Here is a 24,703-nt window from a genome sequence, read left to right as displayed (position 1 = left end):
AGGCGCATCCCGTCGGCGTACCCCGGGCCGGACGGCACCGGACGGAACCGGCGAGGCCCAGCCAGTCAGCCCCGGTCAGCCCAGTGAGGCGCTCGCCGCGCGCAGGTCCTCCAGGGCGGCCAGCGCATAGGGCGCGAGCCCTTCCGCACCGTCCTCACGATCACTTTCGCACCAGCGGGCGTAGCCCAGCTTGAAGGCGAGGATTCCCAGCTCACCCGCGAGCAGCGCGGTCGGCTCGGGGACACCACGGGCGACGAGCGCGGCCGTCATGGCAGCCGCGAGACCGACGCTCTTCAGGGTGTCGCGCTCCTGGAGTTCGGTACTGGCCGCCACCGCGGCCTTGAGGCGGGGGCCGAGTTCACGGTTGGCAGGCCCCATGGCGCTCGACGCGCGCTCAAGACCGGCCGCCACCGCCTGAAGCGGCCGTGCATCCGCAGGCGCCTCGGTGATGCCGTCGGCGAGCAGCCTGCTGAGCGTCTCCTGTCCGGCGACCAGCAGTTCGCGCTTGTCGGAGAAGTACCGGAAGAAGGTGCTCTTGGTGACGCCTGCGCGCTCGGCGATCTGCGTCACCGTCGTGGCGTCGTACCCCTGCTCGGTGAAGAGGTCGACGGCCGCGACGACGAGTCGCTCTGCTGCCCCTGGTTGCCATCTGGCCATGACAACAGGATAGGTGATGGGACAGCTGTCCTATCACCCGTGTATGGTCAGTGATGGGACAACGGTCCCATCACACCCCCTCGCCTCATGGGAGCACCCATGCATGTCTTCGTCACCGGCGGTACCGGAACCATCGGGTCCGCCGTCATCACCGAACTGCTCGGCAACGGCCACACCGTTCTCGCGCTGGCCCGCTCGGACCGCTCGGCGCAGACCCTGGAGGGCGCAGGCGCCAAGGTGCTGCGCGGAGATCTTGCGGACCCCGGCATCCTGCGCTCCGGCGCCGCGCAGTCCGACGGCGTGATCAGCCTGGCGTTCGGGCGCGACTACGGCAGCGCGGACGCGCTCGCGCGGGGCATCGCCGAGGAGAGCGCCGCGCTCACCGCGCTGGGGCAGGAACTCATCGGCAGCGACCGCCCGATCGTCGCCGTCTCGGGTACCCCCTGGGTGCCGGGGCGTGTCGCCACCGAGGCCGATCCGCTGCCGTCCGAAGGAGCGTTGGCCGGTCGGAGCCGCTCGGTCACGGCCCTGCTGGCCCTCGCGTCGCAGGGTCTGCGCAGCGCGGCCGTCCGTATGCCGCGCACGGTCCACAACGAGGGACAGGGCGGATTCGCCGGGCTGCTGGCCGATACGGCGCGCCGCACCGGGGTGTCCGGCTACCCGGGCGACGGCGCCCAGCGCTGGCCGGCCGTGCACGCGCGCGACGCGGCGGCCCTCTTCCGGCTGGTCCTCGAATCGGCACCGGCCGGTACGTCCTGGCACGCCGTCGCCGACGAGGGCGACGCGGTGCGGGACATCGCCACGGTCATCGGCCGACGGCTGGGCCTGCCCGTCGAGCAGGTCCCGGAGGAGACCTTCGGACCGTTCGGCCCGGTCTTCGCGATGGACCAGCCGGCGACCAGCGCCCACACCCGCGACGCCCTCGGATGGCAGCCGGTCCACCCCGGGCTCATCGAGGACCTGGAGAACATTCAGCCCTGACGCACCACCCCGGCGCGCGCGGCCGGATGCCGAAGCGGACCGTACGGCCCTGCCGGGCGGCCGGGGTCAGCCGGCCACGGCCAGGCTCGGCCGGTGGTCCAGCGCGGTGGAGAACTGGTCGACGATCTGGTCCAGCGAGCGGGCGGTGGCGGGATCGACGGTCACGGTGTCGTCGGGTGCGACGCTGATGTGCCGGTCCAGCACGAACCAGCCCTGCACTATGTGCGCGGCCCCCATCGACGAGAGCACCGGACGCAGCGCGTAGTCGATGGCGAGCACATGCGCGGTGGAGCCCCCGGTGGCCAGCGGCAGGACGGTCTTCCCGGCCAGCGCGTACTGGGGCAGCAGATCGAGCAGCGACTTCAACAGGCCGGAGTAGGCGGCCTTGTAGACGGGCGTACCGATGACCACCCCGTCCGCCGACGCGAACAGCTCGGTGGCCCGGACGATGTCCGGGTGCGCGAAATCGGCCCCGAGCAGGGCCCCGGCGGGCAGGGTGCGCACGTCGAGCGGGACGACGGTGTGGCCCTGGGCGGTGAGCCGGGCGTCGAGGTGGCGCAGCAGGCGGGCGGTGCGGGAGGTGGCGGACGGACTTCCCGAGACGGACAGGACGGTGGCCATGGGCCCTCATTTCCGGGTACGACGGATGGCGGAGCGGCCGCTGATCAGGTCGGATCACCGTCGCGGCGGGCGCACGGAACGGAGTGTGCGGGCAGGCGGAAGGAGACAGCCGAGGCTCCGGCGGCGGATGACTGCGCCGACCGAGGACTCCGGGCGGGGGACGGCTCACGCAGCACGGCGGACCCGCGAGGGGCACCGACGGTTACGGAGCCCTGGCCCGGCCACAAGGCACCGGGCAGCGAGCGAAGGGGAAGGTCTCCTCAGGCTTCGCGGCGACAGAAGGCACTGGAGACGCGGGCGAGGTCGATGTGGCGGCGCTTGGTCAGGCAGCTCATACCGTTCGCTCCTCTCGCGTTCTCCCGGTGTGCGTTCCGGGGCCCACAGTACGGCGGCCCCGGCACCCCGGTCGAGTGGGCGACCACCCACTGGACGCCCGGCCCGCCCGAAGCCGTCAGGACGGCGCCCCGGGACAGGCACCCCCGAGAACCGCGATCAGCCCTTCCCCACCGGGGCAGAATTCGAGATACGGGTGCACGGACCACTCGATCCACCGCCCCCGGTGACTCAACGAGAACCCGCACGGCTCGCCCCGGTGCAGAGCCCCCATCGCCCCCACACAGCCGCCGCCGTCGACCCAACTCAGCGCGCGGTGCCGCTCGATGGGCGGCAGCGAGTGCGCCAGCGCACGTACGTCGGCCCGGATGCGGCGGATCGCCTCAGCCGGTGCGTTCGTGGCGTACCGCGCTACGTCCGCCACGTCGTCGGCGTCCATCGTGCGGTAGGTGATCCGCTCACACCAGAAGGCCCGGACGGGATACGGGACGCGCATGGTGGAGCCTCCTGACGCGACGTCGGGGCCACCCCCTGCCCACGACCGGCGTGACGAGCTGTAGGTAGCGGGGTGGCCCCTTTGTTTCCCCCCAATCGGCGCAGACTGAGGGGGTGTTGCGCCCCCAGGGCATGAACATGCCCTAGCAACAAGGCTGTTGGCGACGCAGAACGAAGCTAGCGCTTAAAGCATCCCCGCATCAAGTGTTGTACGTCTAACGAGTGAGGCAAGCCGTCTCAACAGGTAGCACGCAGCAAAACGGGCGGCCTCCACCTGCGCCGGTGGAGGCCGCCCGCGACTGGACCCTGGCGTGTCAGGCCAGGTCGTCGAACTCGCCTTCCTTCGCACCCCCGAGGAAGGCGCGGAGCTTGGCCCGGCTGGTCCGGATGATCACATCCGGGTTATCGCTCTCGCGCATCAGGATCTCGCCCCCGCACTCGGCAAGCTCCAGGCAATCGGAGCCTTCGGCATTGGAAGACTTCGAGGACTTTCGCCACTGAATTTCCATCATTCTCACGCCTTCATACTTGTTGAGCTATTTTGCGAATGAAGTCCCGCGAACTTTCCGGATCAAGCGCTTTCTCCTCGGTCCGCTCCAGAGCAACTCGCCAGTTCTCCAAGTCGGTCTCGGAATCCAGAAACCCTGATCCGGTCGTTGTATCAATCTGCACCGTGTCGAGTTGCGGCACGACGCCACGCACGTAGTGCGCCGAACTACTGGCATGCGGGAACCCACCTGCCGCGAACGGGATCGCCCGAATCGTTACATTGTCGCGGTCCGACTGTTTCAGCAAATTTTCGAGCTGGCTACGGGCAACAGAGGGCCCGCCGAACGTCATTCTCAGTGCAGCTTCATGTACGAGGAAGGTGCAGTCGACCAACTCAGGCCGGTCCAGAACATCGCGTCGCTTCAGCCGATGGGACAGCTGCCGACGCAGACGAGCGGGGCTCGGCTGCGGGACACTCTCCGCAAAGACGGCGCGCGCGTAGTCCTCGGTCTGGAGCAGGCCGGGCATATACATGATCTGCACCGACCGGAAGCCCACGGCATGGTGCTCAAGCTCAGCCAGGTCGAGCGCCCCACTGGTGAGGTGACCTCGATAGTCCTCCCACCAACCGTTTATGCGTTCGGTCGCCATGTGGGCAAGGGCCTCGACATAAGCCTCATCGGGGCACCCGTAGTGGCCGGCCCACGTGCGCACTCGTTCAGCGCTCACACCGAACCTGCCGGACTCGATGTTGCTGATGGTGGTGCGATCCGTACCGAGCATGGCCGCAGCTGCGGTGAGCGACAGGCCCGTGTGCTCCCGGATCCTGCGCAACTCGGTACCCAGACGACGCTGACGCGCCGTGGGCGCCTTCCTCGATGGCATGGATCTCTCCTCTTGTCGGGTCTCAGTGTGGCCCCCTGACCGACACGGGTCCAACACACACATAACTTAGTGGAATGTCGTCTAACACGTGAGGCGATGCGCTAGCGTGGCCTCAGCGCCGCGCACCTGACTGCCAGGTCCGAAGTGCAGCCATTCCGGCGTGCGTTGAAGCGCGCCGCGACAGAGCCATCGCCACGGACAACGAGCGGCGCACCCGTTTCGGATCGCTTCGCGTAGGGAGAACCGTCATGACCCCCGTCGCATCACGCCCCCCACAGGGCGGTGAGCTGTACCGCATGGCCGTACCCAACACCGCCAACGCCCCCCGCATCGCACGGGACTTCGTCACCTCGCTGCTCACAGTCGGCCGCCACCGCGAACTGGCCGACGACGCGCGGCTCTGCGTCGCGGAGGTGGTGACCAACGCCCACCGCCACACCCGTACGCCCAGGATCCAGCTCTGCGCGACCGTCAACCGCAAGCAGGTCACCGTCTCGGTCGCGGACAACGCACCCTGGTTTCTCCCCGTGCTCACCCCGTCGGCCCCGGCCGGTGAACTGGAGGGCGGGCGCGGGCTGTTGCTGCTCGACCAACTGGCGCACGCCTGGGGCTGGACGCTTCTCGGCGGCTGCACCCCCGACCGCAAGGCCGTCTGGTTCACGCTCGGCCGGGCGGAGCCAACGAGGCACCCGGGTCCGCGCAGCCGACCGGCCGGATAATCCGACTCCCATAACTCGTTGGAGTGGAAGTGCCCGGGGGACCTCTGGACAGAACACTGCACACTGTGTGCCTACTGGTCACAGAGGGTCACCGCTGCGGTGGCCCCTGTCACCCAAGGAGCACGCCATGAAGTTCCGTACCTCAGTGTGTCTCGCGGCCGTATCGGCAACGCTGCTTCTCGGCGCGGGAAGCGCCTTCGCGGCCCCGGCCCTCACCACGGGCCAGGCCGGGACGGCCAAGGTCAGCGCCGCCCGCCCCACCAGCGACCACATCATCCGGCCGCGCGCCACGCTGTGCAGGAACCAGGCCTGGACCTCGGGGAACGGACGGGCGAGCCTGCGCATGCAGGAGGACGGCAACTTCGTTCTCTACAAGGACGGGCGCCCGGCCTGGCAGGCGCCCAACACCTGGTCGCACGGGAACTGCGCGGTCTTCCAGGAGGACGGCAACTTCGTCGTCTACAACCGCGCCAACGAGCCCGTCTGGGCCTCCGGCACCTGGCACAAGGGCGCCTACCTGGCCATCCAGGACGACGGCAACGTCGTGATCTACAACAACGCCCACCGCCCTGTCTGGGCCACCAACACCGGTGACTGACCGGCCGGTTCCCCGTCCGGGAACTGAAAACTGAAACAGGGGCGGCGCGTTACCGAGGGCCCTCGGGGTCCGCCGCCCCGCCAGCCGCCGGCCGGAGCCGTGGCCCCCGCCCGCCGGACGGAGCAGGAGCCACAGTCCCATCACCTCTGTGAGGAGGGTTACCTGACGACCGTGATCCGGTCGGCCGTAGGCGTCGGGATCGGCTTGGACGCCGAGGAGTTCGCCGCCAGATAGGCATTGAACACATCAAGATCGGACGCACCGACCAGCTTGTTCGTGCCCTGGCCCAGCGCCGCGAAGCCGTCGCCGCCGCCCGCGAGGAACTCGTTCATCGCGACACGGTAGGTCGCGGCCGGGTCGATGGCCTTGCCGTTCAGCCTGACCGTGTCCGTGACCACCCGGTCCGCACCCGACTTCGTCAGGTCGAGGGTGTACGTCAGCCCCTTCGACACCTGGAGGATCTTCGGGGATGCCTCATTGCCCCCGGTGACCTGCTGCTGGAGCGCGGTGAGGAGCTGCGCGCCGGTCAGATCGACCACGTTCATCATGTTGGTGAACGGCTGCACGGTGAACGCCTCGCCGTACGTCACCACCCCGTCCCCCTCGTCGCCGCTCGCCTTGTACACCAGGTCGGACCTGATGCCGCCCGGGTTCATCAGGGCCAGCTGGGCACCGCCCTTGTCCGCGGGGGCGAGCCCGGCGAGCTGCGCGTCGGCGATCAGATCGCCGAGCCGGGTCTCCGGGGACGTGTCGCCGCGTCCGTTGATGTCGGCCGAGATGTAGCCCTGCGGCTTGTTGGCGATCGGGGCGGCCAGTGCGTTCCAGCGGGTGATCAGCGAGGTGATGTCCCGCGCCTTGGGCTGATCGCGGCTGACGACATGGTTGACGGGCCGCACGGCCGCACCCGGCCTGCCGTGCCCGCCGGCCGTCTTCGCCGAAGTCCGCACGATGTCATGGGTCTTGAGGTCGTACGTCAGGGTGCTGTCCGTGTACAGCCTCCCGAAGGACGCCGCCGACGTCACCATGCGCGAGTTGCCCGCCGGGTCCGGGATGTCACACACGTACGACTGGTGGGTATGGCCGGTGACCAGCGCGTCCACCATGGGCGAGATGCCCTTGGCGATGTCCACGATGGGGCCCGAGATACCGTCGCCCGCGCCCGGCGAGTCACAGTCGTAGTTGTACGAGCTGCTGGCGGGCATCCCGCCCTCGTGGATGAGCGCGACGATGGACTTGACGCCCTGACGGTCCAGCTCCTTGGCGTACTTGTTGACCGTCTCGATCTCGTCGTGGAACTTGAGGCCCTTGACGCCGTTCGCGGTCACGACGTTGGGCGTGCCCTTCAGGGTCACCCCGATGAAGCCGATCTTGACGCCGTTCTTCTTCCACACCGTGTACGGCTTGAGGATCGGCTTGCCGGTCTTCTCACTGGTCACATTGGCGGCCAGGTAGGGGAAGTCCGCGCCCTTGAACTTCTTGCCCTTCTCGAAACAGCCGTCGGCCGGATGGCAGCCGCCGTTCTGCATCCGGGCCAGCTCGGTCGCGCCCTCGTCGAACTCGTGGTTGCCGACGGATGTGACGTCGAGCTTGATGTCGTTGAGCGCCTCGATGGTCGGCTCGTCATGGAAGAGCCCCGACAGCATCGGACTCGCACCGATCATGTCGCCGCCCGCCGCGGTGACCGAGTACGGGTGCCCCTTGCGGGCGGCCCGCAGCGAACTCGCCAGATACTCCACACCTCCCGCGGGGACCGACTTCACGGTGCCGTCGGGCTGCGCCTCGGCCACCGTGCCCGAGGAGCCGGCCGGCGGCTCCAGATTCCCGTGCAGATCGTTGAAGGACAGCATCTGCACATCGACGGTCGGGTCGGGCTTGGGGTGGCCGGGCCTGGGGTGGTGGTGCGCCCCGTGCTGCCCATGGCCCCCGTGGCCGTGGCTGCCATGGCCGAGGCTGCCGTGGTCCTGGGCCTGGGCCGGCAGGGCGGCGACCAGCGCGCCGACCGTCGCGAGCCCGGCAGCGGCGGCCAGCATCCGACGGGTCGCGCGCGCACGCCGACGACCGTGCGCTCTATGAGGTTTGGCTGACATTCGTCCCCTTGTGAGTTCTGTGTGAAGGCTGAGGGGTGACGCTCGGCAGCCTAGAGTCAACGCGCGTAGCGCGACAGGGGGATGAGGTCAGGAGCTTCGGAAGGCGTCAGCCCGCGACCTCGGGCACGACCAGCCGGGTTTCGTACGCGATCACCACCGCGTGGGTCCGGTTCTGGGCGCCGAGCTTGGTCAGCACCCCGGCGGCATGCCCGCCCGCGCACCGACAGCCGCCCCCGCCAGTCGCCCAGCGCAGCCTGCCCACCGAGTCACCCGTTCGGTGGATTGATTTCGGAAGGAACGTCACAGCACGAGAAGCGACCGAAAGTCTGTCCCCGTGAACGACGACACGGTCAGGGGCGTTGTACCCCTCCAGGCCCCCGCTCTCCCGCCCGGCTTCTTCGACCTGGTGCACGACCTCAAGGCAATCGTGCGCGGCGCCCATGTCCGCGCCCAGTTGAAGGTCAACACCGAGATGCTCCTCATGTACTGGGAGATCGGCAGGACGATCCTGGCTCGGCAGCAGGACGAGAAGTGGGGCACGAAGATCATCGAACGCATCTCGGCCGAGTTGCGCACCGAGTTCCCGAACCAGCGGGGTTTCAGCGCGCGGAACGTCAAATATATGCGTCAGCTGGCTCGAACATGGCCCGAACAATTTGGGCAGCAAGCTGCTGCCCAATTGCCCTGGGGCCACCTCCAGCTCCTGATGGACAAGTGCGAGACCCGCTTTGAGCTGGACTTCTACGTCCAGCACGCCGTCCACCACGGCTGGTCGCGGGACCACCTCGGCTCGATGATCCACACCGCGCTGCACCGAGCCAAGGGTGCGGCCGCCAACAACTTCGACGTCAGCCTGCCGGAGAGTTCCGACGCGGTGAAGGAGATCTTCAAGGATCCCTACCGGCTCGACTTCACCGAACTCACCGGGCGCCCGGCGGAGCGCGATCTGGAGGACGCGCTCGTCGCCAATCTGGTCAGGTTCCTGACCGAACTCGGCGTCGGATTCGCCTTCGTGGGGCGCCAGTACCCCGTCGTGGTGGGCGACAGCGAATTCCGTATCGATCTCCTCTTCTATCACTGCAGACTGCACTGCTATGTCGTGCTGGAGCTCAAGACCCGGAAGGCCCATCCGGAGCATTTCGGACAACTCGGGTTCTATGTGTCAGTGGTCGACGACCTGGTCCGTGACAAGGCTGTCGACGGCCCCACCGTCGGCATCCTCATCGCCGAGAGCCGGGACCGCTCCATGGTCGAGTACGCGCTGCGCGGGTACAGCAAGCCTCTCGCAGTCAGCACCTACGCCGGACTGCCGGAGCACGTACAAGGGCTGCTGCCGAGCGCAGAGGATCTCTCCCGTGTCGCGGACGGTGTTCTGCGCACGCGCTAACCGGCTTCCCGCGTATGCGATTGCCGACTCCCGGCCCGCGGCCCCACCGCCCGCCACCTCTCCCCCGTACGCTCGTCCGCATGACGAATGTGCCCGCAGTCCCCGCCTCCGGCCGGCAGATCCAGATCCTCGACACCCTCACCGCCGACCAGGAGCAAGCCGTACGCGCGCTGCTCGCCGAGGCCGCGCGGACCGACGGGCAGCAGGCCGTCTCCGAGCAGGGGCGGCTCCAGCTGCGCGGCGAGCGGCGTGCAGGGGTCCAGCACTTCCTGGTCGGCATCGGTGACACGCTCACCGGATACGCCCAGCTGGAGGCGGTCGACCCGGTCGAGGCGCCCGCCGCCGAGCTGGTCGTCCACCCCTCGCACCGGGGGCAGGGCCACGGCCGTGCGCTCGGCTCCGCGCTGATGGCCGCGTCCGGACGGCGGCTGCGCGTCTGGGCGCACGGGGGGCATGCGTCGGCACGCCACCTCGCCCAGGTGCTCGGCCTCGCCATGTTCCGTGAACTGCGCCAGCTGCGGCGCCCGTTGGTCCCGCTGGACATCCCGGAGCCGGTGTATCCCGAGGGCGTCACCGTACGGACCTTCGTACCCGGCCAGGACGACGCGGCCTGGCTCGCCGTGAACGCCGCGGCCTTCGCCCACCACCCCGAGCAGGGGTCGATGAGCCAGCGCGACCTTGACGACCGGAAGGCGGAGTCCTGGTTCGACCCGAAGGGGTTCTTCCTGGCCGTACGGGACACGGAGACGGACGGCGTCCCCGGCGAGGAGATCGTCGGCTTCCACTGGACGAAGGTGCACGCGGACGAGCAGCTGGGCGAGGTGTACGTGGTCGGCATCCGCCCCGACGCCCAGGGCGGCGGCCTCGGCAAGGCGCTGACCGCGACCGGGCTGCGCCACCTCGCGGCCGAGGGGCTGCCCACCGCGATGCTGTACGTGGACGCCGACAACACGGCCGCCGTCACGGTGTACGAACGGCTGGGCTTCACCACGCACGAGGTCGACCTGATGTACCGCTCGGAGTCCTGACCCCGGACCCTTCAGGCCCGGACGCTCCCCGTTCGGACCCTTTTCGGCCGGACCCTTCGGGCTCGGACACCTCCCGCCCGGACCCTTTCCGCCGGCAGGAACACCGCACGTCACACAGCCCTCCCCGGTCCGCCGGGGAGGGCTTTCCTCAGGGCCTGTCGTGGACCCTTCCGCTCATGGAGTTGACACCGGGCAGGCCCTTGCATCACCCTTTCACTACTCAAGTAGTGAAAGGGGGGAAGGCGCGTGATCGAGTTCCGTATAGACCGGCGCAGCGGGGTCTCGACGTATCTCCAGATCGTCCAGCAGACCAAACAGGCCATGCGGCTGGGCCTGCTGCAGCCCGGCGACCAGCTGCCCACCGCACGCGCGGTCGTCGAGTCCACCGCCATCAACCCCAACACGGTCCTGAAGGCCTACCGCGAGCTGGAGCGCGAGGGCCTGGTCGAGGCCCGGCGCGGGATGGGCACCTTCGTCCGCAAGTCGCTCGGGCGGACCCCGCCCGCGGATTCGGCGCTGCGGGCCGAGCTGACCGAGTGGGCCGACCGGGCCCGTACCGCCGGACTGGAGAAGGACGACGCGGCGGCGCTCTGCGCGTCCGTACTCGACGCCTGCTTCCGGACCGGCCCCACCGGCCCCGGCTCCGGCTCCGACACCGGCTCCGGCACCACCGAGTCCGGCACCGGCACCACCGAGTCCGGCACCGGCTCCGGCTCCGCCTCCAGCCCCGCCACCACCAGCCCCACCGCCACCCGCTCCAAGGGGGACACACCGACATGACCGACACCGCCATCGAAGCCTTCGGGCTCGGCAAGACCTACGGGAGGCGGCGCGGCCGGGCGCTGCGGGGCTGTTCGTTCCGGCTGCCCGCCGGCCGGATCTGCGCGCTGGTGGGCCCCAACGGCGCCGGCAAGTCGACGCTGCTCGCCCACGCGGCGGGGCTGCTGCGGCCCACCGAGGGCGCCATCCAGGTACTCGGTACATCCCCCGCCGCCGCCCGCGAGCGGATCGCCTTCGTCGGCCAGAACAAGCCGCTGGTCGGGCAGTTGACCGTCGCCGAGACCCTGCGCACGGGGTACGAGCTGAACCCGGCCCGCTGGGACGCGGCGACAGCGGAGCGCGTCGTCGCCGGGGCCGGGTTGAAAGGGAACGAGCCCGTCCGCACCCTCTCCGGCGGTCAGCGCACCCGCGTGGCCCTCGCGCTCGCCCTCGGCAAGCGGCCCGAACTGATGCTGCTGGACGAGCCGATGGCCGACCTCGACCCGCTCGCCCGGCACGAACTGATGGGCGCCCTGATGTCCGAGGCGGCCGAGCACGGCACCACGATCGTGATGTCCTCCCACATCCTGGCCGAACTGGAGGGTGCCTGCGACTACTTGCTGCTGGTCGACGGCGGCCGGGTGCGGCTGGGCGGCGAGACCGATGACCTGCTCTCCGTCCACGCCCTGCTGACCGGGCCGGTCGCCGACCTCGGCCCGCACACCGTCATCGAATCACGCACCACCGGCCGCCAGCTGACCGCGCTGGTACGCAGGGACGGGCCGGTCTCGGGCGACTGGCAGACCGCGGAACCGTCTCTGGAGGAGCTGCTCCTCGCCCATCTGCGGTCACCCGACGCACCCGCGCTGCTGACACCGAGCGCTGAACACCGTACGGAGGCACGAGCATGAACCCCCTGCACGCGAGCACCGAGACCGGCGTCGCCGCCACCGCGGGAACGGCCGGAACAGGATGGCTGCGCGGTCCCTACTGGGTCGCCGTCCGCATGCACCGCTCCACCCTCCGGTGGGCCGCCGGGCTGATCGTCCTGGCCCTGGTCATGCTGATCGCGGTCCGGGTCTGGGGCGGCGGTCTGACCGGCCGCTACTGGTCGGACGGCCACCTGGTGGAGAACGTGGCTTCGGTGATCATGCTGCTCCCCTATCTGATCGCCGCCTTCACGGCCGGACCGCTCGTCGCCCGCGAGCTGGAGTCCGGCAACAACCAGCTGCTGTGGACCCAGTCCGTCTCCCCCCTCCGCTGGTTCGCCTCGAAGCTCGCCGTACCGGCCGCGCTGGCCCTCGTCGGTTCGGCCGTGCTCGACGGCGTCTTCCGCTGGGTCTGGAGCGCCGCCCCGCACCAGGACCCGACCCGGCACTGGTACCCCGACAGCGTGTACGAGGCGCTCGGCCCGATCGGCATCGCCACCGCCCTGCTCGCGGTCCCGCTCGGTGCGCTGGCCGGTCTGCTGGTCCGCCGTACGGTGCCCGCCATCGTGACCGGCCTGGTCGCGACCGCGGTCGTGTCCGGTGTGCTCGGCGCCGTACGCGGCCACCTCTGGCCGGTCGTGACCGTCCGCACGAGCCTCGCCGAGGGCTACCCGGCGATGAACGGCATGGTCACATCCGAGGGCGCGGTCACGGGCAGCGGCGCCCATGTGGCCGACCCGATCTGTGTGGACGACAAGCAGTGCCAGCAGGCCCACAACCTGGCGGGCTACTTCCGCTCCTCCCACCCTGTCTCCCACTTCTGGCCGCTCCAGCTGGTCGAGACCGGCATCCTGCTGGCCCTGGCCGCCGTGCTGACCCTGGTGGTGTTCCGCATCGTGAAGCGGACGGCCGTCTGAACCCCGGCCGGACCGCTGCGGCCCGCACCCCGCGGAACCACACCCCTCCGGCCCGCGCCCGCCCCGCCCCGCCCCGCCCCGGAACCTGCGCGCTCAGGCCGGGGCGTAGCGCTGGAGGGTGATCCCGCTGCGGAAGGGCTTCGACTCCAGGAGCCGCAGCCGCGGGATCCCGTACCCCTCGGGGAAGAGCCGGCGACCGCGGCCCTGGACCACCGGATAGACGAAGAAGCGGTACTCGTCGACCAGCCCGGCCGCGATCAGCGTGTGTGCCAGGGTGATGCTCCCGGTGAGCACGATGTCCTGGCCGCCCTCGCGCTCCTTCAGCGCGGCCACCTCCGCCACCGGGTCGCCCGCCAGCACCGTCGAGTTCTCCCACCCCGGATCGGTGAGCGTGCCGGACACGACGTACTTCCGCACCCGGTTCAGATACGCGGTGATACCGGTGGGGTCCTCGGTCTGCCGGGGCCAGTAGCCGCGGAAGTCCTCGAAGGTCCGGCGCCCGACGAGCAGGGCGTCGGCCCGGCTGTCCTGCCGGTGGCTCTCCGCCAGGAGGTCGTCCATGTCCGGGGCTCCCTGGCCCTGCGGGTCGAACCAGTCCGTGAGCATCTCGACCGCGCCGTCCACGGTGACGTTCTGGGTGACAGCGAGTGTGCGCATACTGAACCTCCTGTACAGCCGATGGTCCCGCGTAGGCGTGCCGCACGCCTCTCCAGCACTGACCGTTCCGGCCGGCAGGACTCATCGGTGGCCCGGACGTCATGTCCTCGTTACCCCTCATTCAGACGCGCTTGCGACCCTCTCGGAATGCAACCCGTCACCGCGCCCGCCGACCCTCCCGCGCGGAACAATGGGCATATGAGCCAGCAGCCCAGTGCAGAGGTCCCGGTCAAGCACGCCCAGCCCTCCGTCGGTTCCATCGCGGCGCACCGCCCGCACACTGTCGCCGCGGCCGTCCCCGACCTGGATCCCGGCATCGACGCCGATGTCGACGCGTACGAGGAGGACGGCTCCGGCAGCGAGCTGCCGGCCGGCCGCTTCCTCGACCGGGAACAGAGCTGGCTCGCCTTCAACGAACGCGTCCTCGAACTGGCCGAGGATCCGGCGACCCCCCTCCTCGAACGGGCTAACTTCCTCTCCATCTTCGCGAGCAACCTGGACGAGTTCTTCATGGTCCGGGTGGCCGGCCTCAAACGCCGTATCGCGACCGGCGTCGCCACCCGCTCGGCGTCCGGCTTCCAGCCCCGCGAGGTGCTGGAGCAGATCTGGACCAGGTCGCGCGAGCTCATGGCCCGGCACGCCGCCTGCTACCAGCAGGACGTCGCACCGGCCCTCGCCGACGAGAACATCCACCTGATCCGCTGGGACGACCTGACCGACAAGGAGAAGGCGCGGCTCTTCACCTTCTTCCGGCAGCGGATCTTCCCCGTGCTGACCCCGCTGGCCGTCGACCCCGCGCACCCCTTCCCGTACATCTCGGGGCTCTCGCTCAACCTCGCCGTGGTCGTCCGCAACCCGGTCAGCGGCCACCGCCACTTCGCCCGGGTCAAGGTGCCGCCGCTGCTCACCCGCTTCCTGGAGGCGTCGCCGCAGCGGTATGTGCCGGTCGAGGACATCATCGCGGCGCATCTGGAAGAGCTGTTCCCGGGGATGGAGGTGCTGGCGCACCACATGTTCCGGGTCACCAGGAACGAGGACCTGGAGGTCGAGGAGGACGACGCCGAGAACCTCCTCAAGGCCCTGGAGAAGGAGCTGATGCGGCGCCGCTTCGGGCCGCCCGTGCGGCTGGAGGTCGAGGAGTCCATCGACCCGTACATCCTCGACCTGCTGGTCCGTGAGCTGAAGGTCGCCGACGCCGAGGTCTACCCGCTGCCGGGGCCGCTCGACCTCACCGGTCTTTTCGGCATCGCGTCGCTGGAGCGCCCCGAGCTGAAGTACCCGCCGTTCATCGCGGGCACCCACCGCGATCTGGCCGAGGTCGAGTCCGCGTCCGCGCCCGACATCTTCGCCGCCCTGCGCGAGCGGGACGTGCTGCTGCACCATCCGTACGACTCGTTCTCCACCTCCGTACAGGCGTTCCTGGAGCAGGCGGCGGGCGACCCGGACGTCCTCGCGATCAAGCAGACGCTGTACCGAACGTCCGGCGACTCACCGATAGTGGACGCCCTGATCGACGCGGCCGAATCCGGCAAGCAGGTGCTCGTCCTGGTCGAGATCAAGGCCCGCTTCGACGAGCAGGCCAACATCAAATGGGCCAGGAAGCTGGAGGAGGCGGGCTGCCATGTCGTCTACGGCCTGGTGGGGCTGAAGACGCACTCCAAGCTCTCGCTCGTCGTACGCCAGGAGGGCGACACCCTGCGGCGCTACTCCCATGTCGGCACCGGCAACTACCACCCGAAGACGGCCAGGCTGTACGAGGACCTCGGTCTGCTCACCGCGGACCCGCAGGTCGGCGCGGACCTCTCCGACCTGTTCAACCGGCTCTCCGGCTACTCGCGGCGCGAGACCTACCGGCGGCTGCTCGTCGCCCCCAAGTCGCTCCGCGACGGCCTGGTCGCGCGGATCGACAAGGAGGTCGCGCACCAGCGCGCCGGACGCCCGGCCCATGTCCGTATCAAGGTCAACTCGATGGTCGACGAAGCGGTCATCGACGCCTGCTACCGGGCCGCGCGGGCCGGGGTCTCCGTCGACATCTGGGTACGCGGCATCTGCGCGCTACGCCCCGGCGTCACCGGCCTCTCCGAGAACATCCGGGTCAGGTCGGTACTCGGCCGCTTCCTCGAACACTCCCGGGTGTTCGCCTTCGGCAACGGCGGCGAGCCCGAAGTGTGGCTGGGCAGCGCCGACATGATGCACCGCAACCTGGACCGCAGGATCGAGGCGCTGGTCCGCGTCACCGACCCGGCCCACCGTGCCGCGCTCAGCCGGCTCCTGGAGACCGGTATGTCCGACACCACGTCCTCCTGGCATCTGGGGGCCGACGGCAACTGGACCCGCCACGCGACCGACGCCGACGGCCGGCCGCTGCGCCATGTGCAGGAAATGCTGATCGACGCGAGGAGGCGCCGCCGTGCGACCCCCTGACCGCTCCCGGCAGGCTCCGCCGTGCGGCCCCTGACGCCCCCGGAGACTCCGCCGCGCGACCACCCCATGACGCCCCTCGGAGGCGCAGCCGTGCGACCACCCCATGACGCTCCCCGGAGGCGCAGCCGTGCCACGCCCTGACCCGACGGCGACCGCGGGCCAGCTGCTCGCCCGCTATCTGCACGACCAGGCAGCGGAGTTCCTGCGCAGCCTGCGCACCTACTCGGAAGGGGACGAGGAGGCCGCCCGCGCCCTGCGCAGGTCGGCCCGCCGTATCAGCGGCACCCTGCACACCTTCCGCGGCCACCTCGACGCGGCCTGGGCCGACCAGCTCCGCTCCGAACTGGCCTGGCTCTCCGGCACGCTGGCCCGCGAACACGCGTACGCGGCACGGCTCGCCCGGCTGCTCGAAGCGCTCGGCAGACTCTCGGACGGTACGGCTTCGCTGCCGGGCCCCCGCGACGGTACGGCCGCCCACCCCGCGCCCGCCATGGGCGCCGCGCGCGCCGGCGCACTCCTGGAGCGACAGCTGACCCTGGCGAGGACCCGCGCCCACTCGGCGGCGCTCCAGGCGCTGGGCTCGTCCCGCTTCCACGCGGTCGCGGACGCGGTGGCGCTGCTGGCGTCCGATGTGCCCTTCGCACCGGCCGCGACCTCGTACGCCACCGAGACGCTGCCGCCGGCGGCCGAGACGGCGGGCCGCCGACTCTCGGACGCGGTGGCCGCGCTGCCGCTGCACCGGGCCGCGCACCCGTACAACGCCGAGGGGCTGAGCGACGCCCAGGACGCCCCCTGGCACCAGGTCAGACTGCTGCTGCGGCTGCACCGCTACGCCCAGGAGGCGCTGTACACAGGGCTGGACGACCGGCCGGGCCCCGACCTGCGGCTCTACGGCGCGGGCCAGGCCCTGGACCAGCACCGCGAGGCGGCAGAGGCCGCATCGGCGGCCGCCGCGGCGGCCCGTACGCCCCGGATCGCCCCGGCGACGGCGTACGCGCTGGGGGTGCTCCACGCCGACCAGCGCCATGAGGTGGAGGCCGCGCGCTACACCTTCCAGCAGACCTGGCAGCGTACGGCGGTGAGCGCCCCATGAGCGGCAACGGCAACGGCAGCGCGGACCGCACCGTACACGCGGCGGGGTGCGTGCTGTGGCGCCGCACCCCGGCCGGGGACCTGGAGATCTGCCTGGTCCACCGGCCGAAATATGACGACTGGTCGCACCCCAAGGGCAAGCTCAAACCGGACGAGGACCCGCTGACCGCCGCCCTGCGCGAGGTCAGGGAGGAGACCGGCCACCACTGCACCCCGGGCGCCCGCCTCCCCACCGTGCGGTACACGGCGAACGGCCGCCCCAAGGAGGTCAGCTACTGGTCCGCCGAGGCGACGGACGGCACCTTCACCCCGAACAGCGAGGTCGACCGCCTGCTCTGGCTCCCCCCGCCCGTCGCCCGCACCCGCCTCACCCAGCAGCGCGACCGGGAACTGCTCGACGCTCTGCTGCACGTGCCCGGCCTGGCAGTTGGTCAGCCGACATGACAAGCCCGGGCCGCTGCTCAGAGGTCGTCGGGAAGCAGACGGAAAGCAGGGTGCCCGGTGAGCGGCCGCACCGCCCGCATGTGCTTGCGGTCCAGCGTGGCGACCTCGTCCGTGGTGTACACGGCGGCCAGCGTGACGTTCATGGCGTCGGTGAGACCGATCTGCGGGTAGCGGTGCATGACCTGGAGCGCGGTGCTCAGATGTGCCTCGATCTCCGGGACGGCGTAACGGCGTACGGCAGTGCGGTCGCGGATGTGCGCGAGCGCCTTCCAGGCTGCTTCCGGCCCGCGCCGTGAGGTGAGCAGGTAGTCGAACTCGGCCAGTACCAGGGGCGAGATCACCAGATGTGACGCAGCGGCCACGGCGGCCCGGCAGGCGCGGTGTTCCGGCTCGCTCCGGTCGTAGAGGGCGATCAGCGCGGAGGTGTCGGCGACGGTGGCCCTCACCCGCCGAAGCCCTTCAGGTAGTGGGACCGGCCCTTCGTCCAGTCGACCGGCTCGTCGCACCCGTCTTCCTCACCGAAGACCGGCATGTCGGCGTCCTCGCCCATCGGGTCGTCGGGGTACGGAGGGACAGCCGCGCCGCCCACGCAGTCGATGGGGCGAAGTACGGCGACAGGGCGGCCGTTCTTCGTCACTGTGACGCTCTCGCCCCGCTCTGCTGCGGCGAGGATCCGGGAAGAGTTCTGATTGAACTCGCGGGCCGTGGCTTCCATGTACTACAGAGTAGTACATGGGCCGGAAACGCACGTCCCGTCCCGCGCCCCAGGCAAGCGAGGGGTGCGCACAGTGACCGCCGCCCACCGCACGGCGGCCCGCACACCCCCGCACCCGGTCGTCCGCCGAGGTTCACTCTCCGTTCACTCACCCCCGTCGACCACTTCACCTGATCTGCCTAATTTCGGCCTTACACGGTGCACGCACCCCGCCGCACCGGTCACCTCTTCGCACGCCGCCGTACAACGAATCGAAACCCGGCGGCTCCTGGAAGGAACACCCGAAGTGAAGCTTCAGCAGCGCAAGACCCGGCTCCGCGCCGCCGCGCTCGGCGCTCTCGCCGTATCCGGCGCCCTGGTCCTCACGGCGTGCGGTTCGGACAACAACAGCGGCTCGACCGGAGGCACCGGCACCAAGACGAACGCCGCGTCGGACGTCAAGTGCGACGGCGCGAAGGGCCAGCTGCGCGCCTCCGGTTCGAGCGCGCAGAAGAACGCGATGGACCTGTGGGCCAAGGGCTATATGGCCGCCTGTTCCGGCGTCGACATCAACTACAAGTCGTCCTCGTCCGGTGAGGGCATCGTCGCCTTCAACCAGGGCACGGTCGGCTACGCCGGTTCGGACTCGCCGCTGAAGCCCGCGGAGGTCGCGGACTCCAAGAAGGTCTGCTCCGGCGGCCGGGGCATCGACCTCCCGATGGTCGGCGGCCCCATCGCGGTCGGCTACCACCTGGAGGGCGTCGACAACCTGGTCCTCGACGGTCCGACCCTGGCGAAGATCTTCTCGGCGAAGATCAAGACCTGGGACGACCCGGCGATCAAGAAGCTCAACCCCGGCGCGAAGCTGCCGTCCAAGGCGATCCAGCCCTTCCACCGCTCCGAGGACTCCGGCACCACCGAGAACCTGAGCAAGTACCTGACCGCGGCGGCGCCCGACGACTGGAAGTACCCGGTCGGCAAGTCGTGGCCCGCGCCCGGCGGCCAGGCGGCGGCCGGTTCGGCCGGAGTCTCCCAGCAGGTGAAGCAGGTCGACGGCTCGATCGGCTACTTCGAGCTCTCGTACGCCACCTCGCAGAAGATCTCCACGGTCAAGATCGACACAGGCGCCTCGTCCCCCGTCGAAGCGACCTCCGACAACGCCTCCAAGGCCATCGCGGCCGCCAAGATCGTCGGCACCGGCTCCGACCTGTCGCTCAAGCTCGACTACACCACCAAGGCCGACGGCGCCTACCCGATCGTCCTGGTCACGTACGAGATCGTCTGCGACAAGGGCAACAAGTCCGACACCCTCGGCACCGTCAAGTCCTTCCTGAACTACACCGCGAGCGACGAGGGCCAGAAGCAGCTCTCGACCGCCGGTTACGCCCCGATCCCGGCCGAGATCAACGCCAAGGTGCGCAAGACGCTCGCCACGATCTCGTAGTCCGGCCGCCCGGTGCCGCGACAGGCACCGGCCCCACAGCAGTGACGGCGTCCGGTCCGGAGCGCTCCTCCGGACCGGCCACCGCCCCCCCCATCCGGTGCACCGCCGCCAGGGGAGCCACCCGCTCCCCCACACAGACCGGAGAAACCATGGCTACCACCACACCGATAGACACCCCTCCACCGAAAACCTCTCTCCCCACCACGCCAGGCGCCTCCACCGGCCGGCTGGGCGACCGGGTCTTCCTCGGCCTCTCCAGAGGCTCGGGCGTCCTGCTCCTCGTGGTGATGGCAGCGATCGCGGGGTTCCTCACCTACCGCGCCTCCCTCGCCATCTCGAAGGACCAGGGCAACTTCCTCACGACGTCCGACTGGCTGCCCTCACAGACACCGCCGGTCTTCGGTATCGCGGTCCTGCTCGTCGGCACCGTCGTCAGCTCGGTCATCGCGATGGTCCTCGCCGTCCCGGTCGCCGTCGGTATCGCGCTCTTCATCTCGCACTACGCGCCGCGCAGGCTGGCCACCACCCTCGCCTACGTGGTGGACCTGCTGGCCGCCGTACCGAGCATCATCTACGGCATCTGGGGCGCCCTGATCCTGGTGCCGCACCTGGGCGGGCTCAACGCCTGGCTCGACCAGTACTTCAGCTGGACGTACGTCTTCGACCAGACCCAGTCCGGCGTCTCCCGCAACATGCTCACCGTCGGCATCCTGCTGGCGATCATGATCCTGCCGATCGTGACCAGCGTCAGCCGGGAGGTCTTCCTCCAGGTCCCGCGGATGAACGAGGAGGCCGCACTGGCCCTCGGCGCCACCCGCTGGGAGGTCGTCCGGCTCTCCGTACTGCCCTTCGGACGCTCCGGCATCATCTCCGCCTCGATGCTGGGCCTCGGCCGCGCGCTCGGCGAGACGATGGCCGTCGCCACGGTCCTCTCCCCCAGCTATGTGATGTCGCTGCATCTGCTCAACCCGGGCGGCGGCACCTTCGCCCAGAACATCGCGGCGAAGTTCGACGAGGCCAACCCGCTGGGGCGTGACGCCCTGATCGCGTCCGGCCTGGTCCTCTTCGTCCTCACCCTGCTCGTGAACGGCGCGGCCCGGCTGATCATCGCCCGCCGCAAGGAGTACTCGGGGGCCAACGCATGAGCGACACCGTCATCGAGACGGAGACCGGGCAGCGGAAGTCCCCCCGGGTCTCCGCAGCCTCCGGCCTCAGCGCCCGCAGCCTCCCGCGCTGGGCCCCGGCCGGCTTCGCCGCCGCCGCGATCGTGCTCGGCGCCGGCATCGGCGCGGCCGCCGGACTCAGCAGCAAGGTCCAGTGGGGCCTGATCGCCGCCGTCGTCTTCCTCGCGCTCTCCTATGTCACCACCGCCGTGGTCGAGAACAAGCGCCAGGCGAAGGACCGCTTCGCCACCAGCATCATCTGGGTCTGCTTCCTGCTGGCCGTCATCCCGCTGCTCTCGCTGCTGTGGACGACCGTCGGCCACGGGGTGAAGGACCTGAGCATCACCTTCCTCACCCACTCGATGGCCGGCGTCCTCTCGTCCGACCCGGGCGGCGGTGTCTACCACGCGCTGATCGGCACCCTGGAACAGGTCGGCATCGCCACGGTGATCGCCGTCCCGATCGGCCTGCTGACCGCGGTCTATCTGGTGGAGTACGGCAAGGGCGCGCTGGCCAGGGCCGTGACGTTCTTCGTGGACGTCATGACCGGCATCCCGTCCATCGTCGCCGGGCTCTTCATCCTGTCGATCATGCTGATGACCGGCACCGAGCCCTCGGGCCTGATGGGCGCGCTCGCGCTGACGATCCTGATGATCCCGGTCGTGGTCCGCTCCACCGAGGAGATGCTCAAGCTCGTCCCGAACGAGCTGCGCGAGGCCGCGCTGGCCCTCGGCGTACCGAAGTGGCGCATGATCCTCAAGGTCGTCCTGCCGACCGCGATCGGCGGGATCACCACCGGGGTGATGCTGGCCGTCGCACGGATCGCGGGCGAGACCGCGCCGATCATGCTGCTGGTGTTCGGCAGCCAGATGATCAACACCAACCCCTTCAAGGACGGCCAGTCCTCCCTGCCGTACTACATCTTCGAGCAGTACAAGCTCGGCGAGCCGCCCGCGATCGACCGGGCCTGGGCAGCGGCACTGGTGCTGATCGCCTTCGTCATGATCCTGAACCTCGTCGCCCGCGGCATAGCCCGCTGGAAGGCACCGAAGACCGGCCGCTGAGGCCGAGAGAAGAAGCTGATTCCCATGGCCAAGCGAATCGACGTCAGCGGCCTGACCGCCTACTACAGCTCCCACAAGGCCATCGAGGACATCTCGATGACCGTCGAGCCCCGCTCGGTGACCGCGTTCATCGGCCCCTCCGGCTGCGGGAAGTCGACCTTCCTGCGCACCCTCAACCGGATGCACGAGGTCACCCCCGGCGGCCGGGTCGAGGGCAAGGTGATGCTGGACGACGAGAACCTGTACGGGGCGAGCGTCGACCCCGTCGCGGTACGCCGTACGGTCGGCATGGTCTTCCAGCGGCCCAACCCCTTCCCGACCATGTCGATCTTTGACAACGTCGCGGCGGGCCTGCGCCTGAACGGCTCGTACAAGAAGAGCGAGCTGACCGACATCGTCGAGAAGTCGCTCCGCGGCGCCAACCTCTGGAACGAGGTCAAGGACCGTCTGAACAAGCCGGGCTCCGGGCTCTCCGGCGGCCAGCAGCAGCGGCTCTGCATAGCCCGCGCCATCGCGGTCGAACCGCAGGTCCTGCTGATGGACGAGCCGTGCTCGGCGCTCGACCCGATCTCCACGCTCGCCATCGAGGACCTGGTGGGCGAGCTCAAGGAGCGCTTCACGATCGTCATCGTGACGCACAACATGCAGCAGGCGGCGCGGGTCTCGGACCGTACGGCCTTCTTCAACCTCTCGGCGGTGGGCAAGCCGGGCCGGCTCATCGAGATCGACGAGACCGAGCGGATCTTCTCGAACCCGTCCGTCCAGGCGACCGAGGACTACATCTCGGGGCGCTTCGGATAGACGCCACGGCTTGCGGTGCTGCATGGCGGTGCCACCGCAAGGCAGAAAAGGGCCCGCCCCCGTGGATTCCGGGGGCGGGCCCACTTCGTACGGCCGGAGAGCGCCGGCGCACGCCGGGCGTCATCGGACGACCGGGCGTCATCGGACGACCGGGCGTCATCGGACGACCGGGCGTCATCGGACGACCGGGCGTCATCGGACGACCGGGCGTCAGAAGATCAGCACGACGACCCAGTAGCTGAGGGCCGCGACGACCGCGGCGGCCGGCATGGTGATGAACCAGCCGAGCACGATGTTCTTGGCCACACCCCAGCGCACCGCGCGCGGCCGTTTGGTGGCGCCCACACCCATGATCGCCGAGGTGATCACATGGGTGGTCGAGATCGGCGCCTGGAAGAGGTACGAGGAGCCGAACATGACCGCGGCGCCGGTGGTCTCCGCCGCGAAGCCCTGCGGCGGGTCCAGCTCGATGATCTTGCGACCGAGGGTCCGCATGATGCGCCAGCCGCCCGCGTACGTACCGAGCGAGAGCATCAGCGCACAGACCAGCTTGACCCAGACGGGGATCGCGTCGGTGAAGCTCTCGTGCCCGGAGATGACCAGGGCCATCATGACCACACCCATGGTCTTCTGCGCGTCCTGCAGACCGTGGCCGAGCGCCATACCCGCCGCGGAGACCGTCTGGGCGATCCGGAATCCGCGCTTCGCCTTGTGCGGGTTGGCCTTGCGGAACATCCACAGGATCGCGACCATCACGAGATAGCCGACCACCAGGCCGACGACGGGCGACAGGAACATCGGGATGACGATCTTCTCGACCACCCCGCTCCAGTGCACCATCGTGCCGCCCGCGAGCGCGGCGCCGACCAGTCCGCCGAACAGGGCGTGCGACGACGAGGACGGCAGCCCGAAGTACCAGGTGATCAGGTTCCAGACGATCGCCCCGACGAGCGCCGAGAAGAGGATGCCCATCCCCTTCTGGCCGGTGGGTGTGGCGATCAGCCCCTCGCTGACGGTCTTGGCGACCCCGCTGCCCAGGAAGGCGCCCGCGAGGTTCATCACAGCGGCCATCGCCAGCGCCGCACGCGGCGTCAGCGCCCGGGTGGACACCGAGGTCGCGATGGCGTTGGCCGAGTCGTGGAAGCCGTTCGTGTAGGTGAATCCGAGCGCGACAGCGATGGTCACGATCAGAGTGAAGGTGTCCACGAGGTTCAGGACTCCTTGACCGCGATGGTCTCCACCGTGTTGGCGACGTGCTCGAACGCGTCGGCCGCCTCTTCCAGCACATCGACGATCTGCTTGAGCTTCAGGACCTCCATGGCGTCGTACTTGCCGTTGAAGAGGTGCGCGAGCAGCTTGCGGTGGATCTGGTCGGCCTGGTTCTCCAGACGGTTGACCTCGATCCAGTACTCGGTGAGGTTGTTCATCGTCCGCAGGCTCGGCATGGCCTCGGCGGTCAGCACGGCGGCCCTGGCCAGTACCTCGATCTGCTGCTCGACGCCCTTGGGCAGCTCCTCCACCTGGTAGAGGACGACCAGGTCGACGGCCTCCTCCATGAAGTCCATGATGTCGTCGAGGCACGAGGCGAGGTTGTAGATGTCCTCGCGGTCGAACGGCGTGATGAAGGAGGAGTTGAGCTGGTGGAAGATCGCGTGCGTCGCGTCGTCCCCCGCGTGCTCCGCTGCCCGCATCCGCTCCGCGATCTCGACCCGGCCGGATGCGTCCGCGCCGAGCAGTTCCATGAGGAGCTTCGAGCCCGTGACGATGTTGTCCGCGGATGCGGCGAACATGTCGTAGAAGCTCGTCTCCCTGGGGGTCAGACGAAAGCGCACGTGGGGTCCTCGGGGCTCTGGATTCGGTCAGGCTGATGCTAGGCGCATCATCCGGCCACGGCTAACCGGCGTTGTTCAGTGTCGCCCATGGGGCACAGTGATCAGCACGGGGCCCGCCCCGATTTTCGGAAGGATCGGTACTATATACCCACGAGGGGTATCAGGAACCTTTCTGGACACGGGGTCACCACCTTTCACAACGG

27 protein-coding genes and 1 pseudogene are annotated in these 24,703 nt (G+C 69.6%); 15 read left to right on the top strand and 13 right to left on the bottom strand.

From position 1 onward, the window contains the following. Window positions 1-75 precede the first annotated feature (75 nt). A complete protein-coding gene (locus ACWGKJ_RS07145) occupies window positions 76-657 on the bottom strand; it encodes a TetR/AcrR family transcriptional regulator (RefSeq protein WP_385021340.1) in 582 nt (193 codons plus the stop codon). Window positions 658-756: 99 nt separating this feature from the next. On the opposite strand from ACWGKJ_RS07145, the gene ACWGKJ_RS07140 reads away from it, so the two are divergent. After that, window positions 757-1,638, top strand: coding sequence for an SDR family oxidoreductase (locus ACWGKJ_RS07140; protein ID WP_385021367.1), 882 nt, complete (start codon window positions 757-759; stop codon window positions 1,636-1,638). A 66-nt stretch (window positions 1,639-1,704) separates the two neighbouring features. Here ACWGKJ_RS07140 and ssuE read toward each other — a convergent pair whose 3' ends face one another. The 5 genes from ssuE to ACWGKJ_RS07115 form a co-directional block, all read right to left on the bottom strand. After that, the gene (gene ssuE, locus ACWGKJ_RS07135) at window positions 1,705-2,259 is read right to left on the bottom strand and encodes an NADPH-dependent FMN reductase (protein WP_385021343.1); all 555 of its coding nucleotides are present in this window, start codon (window positions 2,257-2,259) and stop codon (window positions 1,705-1,707) included. A 260-nt stretch (window positions 2,260-2,519) separates the two neighbouring features. Beyond that, window positions 2,520-2,594 (bottom strand): putative leader peptide, encoded by a 75-nt coding sequence (locus tag ACWGKJ_RS07130; protein WP_356828300.1) that lies wholly within the window; start codon window positions 2,592-2,594, stop codon window positions 2,520-2,522. Between the two features lie 116 nt (window positions 2,595-2,710). Further along, window positions 2,711-3,088: a hypothetical protein gene (locus ACWGKJ_RS07125; protein ID WP_385021346.1), complete on the bottom strand. Its 378-nt coding sequence runs from the start codon at window positions 3,086-3,088 to the stop codon at window positions 2,711-2,713. A gap of 313 nt (window positions 3,089-3,401) precedes the next feature. After that, window positions 3,402-3,596: a DUF397 domain-containing protein gene (locus ACWGKJ_RS07120; protein ID WP_385032595.1), complete on the bottom strand. Its 195-nt coding sequence runs from the start codon at window positions 3,594-3,596 to the stop codon at window positions 3,402-3,404. A 13-nt stretch (window positions 3,597-3,609) separates the two neighbouring features. Beyond that, on the bottom strand, window positions 3,610-4,461 hold the full coding sequence (locus tag ACWGKJ_RS07115; RefSeq protein ID WP_385032592.1) for a helix-turn-helix domain-containing protein: 852 nt from the start codon (window positions 4,459-4,461) through the stop codon (window positions 3,610-3,612). A 248-nt stretch (window positions 4,462-4,709) separates the two neighbouring features. Here ACWGKJ_RS07115 and ACWGKJ_RS07110 point away from each other — a divergent pair, with 248 nt between their 5' ends. Both ACWGKJ_RS07110 and ACWGKJ_RS07105 read left to right on the top strand, forming a co-directional pair. Continuing rightward, complete coding sequence (locus tag ACWGKJ_RS07110; protein WP_385032589.1) at window positions 4,710-5,180, top strand: ATP-binding protein; 471 nt, start codon at window positions 4,710-4,712, stop codon at window positions 5,178-5,180. Between the two features lie 127 nt (window positions 5,181-5,307). Continuing rightward, on the top strand, window positions 5,308-5,778 hold the full coding sequence (locus ACWGKJ_RS07105) for a hypothetical protein (RefSeq protein WP_385032586.1): 471 nt from the start codon (window positions 5,308-5,310) through the stop codon (window positions 5,776-5,778). 158 nt (window positions 5,779-5,936) lie between these two features. On the opposite strand, the gene ACWGKJ_RS07100 is transcribed toward ACWGKJ_RS07105, so the two are convergent. Continuing rightward, window positions 5,937-7,865: a bifunctional metallophosphatase/5'-nucleotidase gene (locus ACWGKJ_RS07100; RefSeq protein WP_385032583.1), complete on the bottom strand. Its 1,929-nt coding sequence runs from the start codon at window positions 7,863-7,865 to the stop codon at window positions 5,937-5,939. Between the two features lie 106 nt (window positions 7,866-7,971). Further along, window positions 7,972-8,073, bottom strand: a pseudogene (locus ACWGKJ_RS07095) (DNA-binding response regulator); the annotation flags it as partial. A 126-nt stretch (window positions 8,074-8,199) separates the two neighbouring features. Between ACWGKJ_RS07095 and ACWGKJ_RS07090 the strand changes: the two are divergent. From ACWGKJ_RS07090 to ACWGKJ_RS07070, 5 genes are all read left to right on the top strand, one after another. Then, entirely contained in the window at window positions 8,200-9,252 is a 1,053-nt protein-coding gene (locus ACWGKJ_RS07090) for a PDDEXK nuclease domain-containing protein (protein ID WP_385032580.1), read from the top strand. A gap of 80 nt (window positions 9,253-9,332) precedes the next feature. Continuing rightward, window positions 9,333-10,280 (top strand): mycothiol synthase, encoded by a 948-nt coding sequence (gene mshD, locus ACWGKJ_RS07085; RefSeq protein WP_385032577.1) that lies wholly within the window; start codon window positions 9,333-9,335, stop codon window positions 10,278-10,280. Window positions 10,281-10,526: 246 nt separating this feature from the next. Next, window positions 10,527-11,060, top strand: a complete 534-nt coding sequence (locus ACWGKJ_RS07080) for a GntR family transcriptional regulator (protein WP_385032574.1) — start codon at window positions 10,527-10,529, stop codon at window positions 11,058-11,060. Continuing rightward, window positions 11,057-11,950 (top strand): ABC transporter ATP-binding protein, encoded by an 894-nt coding sequence (locus tag ACWGKJ_RS07075; RefSeq protein ID WP_385032571.1) that lies wholly within the window; start codon window positions 11,057-11,059, stop codon window positions 11,948-11,950. Before ACWGKJ_RS07080 ends, ACWGKJ_RS07075 begins: the two co-directional genes overlap by 4 nt. After that, window positions 11,947-12,885 carry an ABC transporter permease gene (locus ACWGKJ_RS07070; protein WP_385032568.1) on the top strand — a complete coding sequence of 313 codons (939 nt, stop codon included), beginning with the start codon at window positions 11,947-11,949 and terminating at the stop codon, window positions 12,883-12,885. Before ACWGKJ_RS07075 ends, ACWGKJ_RS07070 begins: the two co-directional genes overlap by 4 nt. 93 nt (window positions 12,886-12,978) lie before the next feature. Here ACWGKJ_RS07070 and ACWGKJ_RS07065 read toward each other — a convergent pair whose 3' ends face one another. Then, complete coding sequence (locus ACWGKJ_RS07065) at window positions 12,979-13,542, bottom strand: dihydrofolate reductase family protein (protein WP_385032565.1); 564 nt, start codon at window positions 13,540-13,542, stop codon at window positions 12,979-12,981. 198 nt (window positions 13,543-13,740) lie between these two features. Here ACWGKJ_RS07065 and ACWGKJ_RS07060 point away from each other — a divergent pair, with 198 nt between their 5' ends. The 3 genes from ACWGKJ_RS07060 to ACWGKJ_RS07050 all read left to right on the top strand — a co-directional run bounded on the left by ACWGKJ_RS07060 (window position 13,741) and on the right by ACWGKJ_RS07050 (window position 17,502). Beyond that, window positions 13,741-15,966, top strand: a complete 2,226-nt coding sequence (locus ACWGKJ_RS07060) for an RNA degradosome polyphosphate kinase (RefSeq protein WP_385032562.1) — start codon at window positions 13,741-13,743, stop codon at window positions 15,964-15,966. Between the two features lie 103 nt (window positions 15,967-16,069). Beyond that, complete coding sequence (locus ACWGKJ_RS07055) at window positions 16,070-17,059, top strand: CHAD domain-containing protein (RefSeq protein ID WP_385032559.1); 990 nt, start codon at window positions 16,070-16,072, stop codon at window positions 17,057-17,059. Then, entirely contained in the window at window positions 17,056-17,502 is a 447-nt protein-coding gene (locus ACWGKJ_RS07050) for an NUDIX hydrolase (protein ID WP_385032556.1), read from the top strand. Before ACWGKJ_RS07055 ends, ACWGKJ_RS07050 begins: the two co-directional genes overlap by 4 nt. A 17-nt stretch (window positions 17,503-17,519) precedes the next feature. Here ACWGKJ_RS07050 and ACWGKJ_RS07045 read toward each other — a convergent pair whose 3' ends face one another. Together ACWGKJ_RS07045 and ACWGKJ_RS07040 are read right to left on the bottom strand one after the other, a co-directional pair. Further along, window positions 17,520-17,948 (bottom strand): PIN domain-containing protein, encoded by a 429-nt coding sequence (locus tag ACWGKJ_RS07045; protein WP_385032553.1) that lies wholly within the window; start codon window positions 17,946-17,948, stop codon window positions 17,520-17,522. Continuing rightward, window positions 17,945-18,217, bottom strand: a complete 273-nt coding sequence (locus tag ACWGKJ_RS07040; protein ID WP_385032550.1) for a type II toxin-antitoxin system Phd/YefM family antitoxin — start codon at window positions 18,215-18,217, stop codon at window positions 17,945-17,947. The genes ACWGKJ_RS07045 and ACWGKJ_RS07040 overlap by 4 nt, the downstream gene beginning before the upstream one ends. A 286-nt stretch (window positions 18,218-18,503) precedes the next feature. Here ACWGKJ_RS07040 and pstS point away from each other — a divergent pair, with 286 nt between their 5' ends. From pstS to pstB, 4 genes are all read left to right on the top strand, one after another. Then, window positions 18,504-19,640 carry a phosphate ABC transporter substrate-binding protein PstS gene (gene pstS / locus ACWGKJ_RS07035; protein WP_385032547.1) on the top strand — a complete coding sequence of 379 codons (1,137 nt, stop codon included), beginning with the start codon at window positions 18,504-18,506 and terminating at the stop codon, window positions 19,638-19,640. A 149-nt stretch (window positions 19,641-19,789) separates the two neighbouring features. Further along, window positions 19,790-20,785: a phosphate ABC transporter permease subunit PstC gene (gene pstC, locus ACWGKJ_RS07030; RefSeq protein WP_385032544.1), complete on the top strand. Its 996-nt coding sequence runs from the start codon at window positions 19,790-19,792 to the stop codon at window positions 20,783-20,785. Continuing rightward, complete coding sequence (gene pstA, locus ACWGKJ_RS07025; protein ID WP_385032541.1) at window positions 20,782-21,867, top strand: phosphate ABC transporter permease PstA; 1,086 nt, start codon at window positions 20,782-20,784, stop codon at window positions 21,865-21,867. Before pstC ends, pstA begins: the two co-directional genes overlap by 4 nt. A 24-nt stretch (window positions 21,868-21,891) precedes the next feature. Continuing rightward, complete coding sequence (gene pstB / locus ACWGKJ_RS07020; protein WP_385032538.1) at window positions 21,892-22,668, top strand: phosphate ABC transporter ATP-binding protein PstB; 777 nt, start codon at window positions 21,892-21,894, stop codon at window positions 22,666-22,668. Between the two features lie 210 nt (window positions 22,669-22,878). Here pstB and ACWGKJ_RS07015 read toward each other — a convergent pair whose 3' ends face one another. Both ACWGKJ_RS07015 and ACWGKJ_RS07010 read right to left on the bottom strand, forming a co-directional pair. Further along, on the bottom strand, window positions 22,879-23,874 hold the full coding sequence (locus tag ACWGKJ_RS07015) for an inorganic phosphate transporter (protein WP_385031041.1): 996 nt from the start codon (window positions 23,872-23,874) through the stop codon (window positions 22,879-22,881). Window positions 23,875-23,879: 5 nt separating this feature from the next. Then, the gene (locus ACWGKJ_RS07010; protein WP_164266361.1) at window positions 23,880-24,500 is read right to left on the bottom strand and encodes a DUF47 domain-containing protein; all 621 of its coding nucleotides are present in this window, start codon (window positions 24,498-24,500) and stop codon (window positions 23,880-23,882) included. Window positions 24,501-24,703 lie beyond the last annotated feature (203 nt).

The sequence above is a fragment of the Streptomyces sp. NPDC054757 genome (genome assembly GCF_053612185.1).
The sequence above is the reverse complement of the archived record's forward strand: the minus strand, read 5'-3'. Positions and strand labels throughout refer to the sequence as shown.

Excerpts from the sequence above, each read along its gene's own strand:
- ACWGKJ_RS07145 (WP_385021340.1), bottom strand. The coding sequence starts at position 657 with ATGGCCAGATGGCAACCAGGGGCAGCAGAGCGACTCGTCGTCGCGGCC.
- ACWGKJ_RS07140 (WP_385021367.1), top strand. The coding sequence starts at position 757 with ATGCATGTCTTCGTCACCGGCGGTACCGGAACCATCGGGTCCGCCGTC.
- ssuE (WP_385021343.1), bottom strand. The coding sequence starts at position 2,259 with ATGGCCACCGTCCTGTCCGTCTCGGGAAGTCCGTCCGCCACCTCCCGC.
- ACWGKJ_RS07125 (WP_385021346.1), bottom strand. The coding sequence starts at position 3,088 with ATGCGCGTCCCGTATCCCGTCCGGGCCTTCTGGTGTGAGCGGATCACC.
- ACWGKJ_RS07120 (WP_385032595.1), bottom strand. The coding sequence starts at position 3,596 with ATGGAAATTCAGTGGCGAAAGTCCTCGAAGTCTTCCAATGCCGAAGGC.
- ACWGKJ_RS07115 (WP_385032592.1), bottom strand. The coding sequence starts at position 4,461 with ATGCCATCGAGGAAGGCGCCCACGGCGCGTCAGCGTCGTCTGGGTACC.
- ACWGKJ_RS07110 (WP_385032589.1), top strand. The coding sequence starts at position 4,710 with ATGACCCCCGTCGCATCACGCCCCCCACAGGGCGGTGAGCTGTACCGC.
- ACWGKJ_RS07105 (WP_385032586.1), top strand. The coding sequence starts at position 5,308 with ATGAAGTTCCGTACCTCAGTGTGTCTCGCGGCCGTATCGGCAACGCTG.
- ACWGKJ_RS07100 (WP_385032583.1), bottom strand. The coding sequence starts at position 7,865 with ATGTCAGCCAAACCTCATAGAGCGCACGGTCGTCGGCGTGCGCGCGCG.
- mshD (WP_385032577.1), top strand. The coding sequence starts at position 9,333 with ATGACGAATGTGCCCGCAGTCCCCGCCTCCGGCCGGCAGATCCAGATC.
- ACWGKJ_RS07075 (WP_385032571.1), top strand. The coding sequence starts at position 11,057 with ATGACCGACACCGCCATCGAAGCCTTCGGGCTCGGCAAGACCTACGGG.
- ACWGKJ_RS07070 (WP_385032568.1), top strand. The coding sequence starts at position 11,947 with ATGAACCCCCTGCACGCGAGCACCGAGACCGGCGTCGCCGCCACCGCG.
- ACWGKJ_RS07065 (WP_385032565.1), bottom strand. The coding sequence starts at position 13,542 with ATGCGCACACTCGCTGTCACCCAGAACGTCACCGTGGACGGCGCGGTC.
- ACWGKJ_RS07060 (WP_385032562.1), top strand. The coding sequence starts at position 13,741 with ATGAGCCAGCAGCCCAGTGCAGAGGTCCCGGTCAAGCACGCCCAGCCC.
- ACWGKJ_RS07055 (WP_385032559.1), top strand. The coding sequence starts at position 16,070 with ATGACGCTCCCCGGAGGCGCAGCCGTGCCACGCCCTGACCCGACGGCG.
- ACWGKJ_RS07050 (WP_385032556.1), top strand. The coding sequence starts at position 17,056 with ATGAGCGGCAACGGCAACGGCAGCGCGGACCGCACCGTACACGCGGCG.
- ACWGKJ_RS07040 (WP_385032550.1), bottom strand. The coding sequence starts at position 18,217 with ATGGAAGCCACGGCCCGCGAGTTCAATCAGAACTCTTCCCGGATCCTC.
- pstC (WP_385032544.1), top strand. The coding sequence starts at position 19,790 with ATGGCTACCACCACACCGATAGACACCCCTCCACCGAAAACCTCTCTC.
- pstA (WP_385032541.1), top strand. The coding sequence starts at position 20,782 with ATGAGCGACACCGTCATCGAGACGGAGACCGGGCAGCGGAAGTCCCCC.
- pstB (WP_385032538.1), top strand. The coding sequence starts at position 21,892 with ATGGCCAAGCGAATCGACGTCAGCGGCCTGACCGCCTACTACAGCTCC.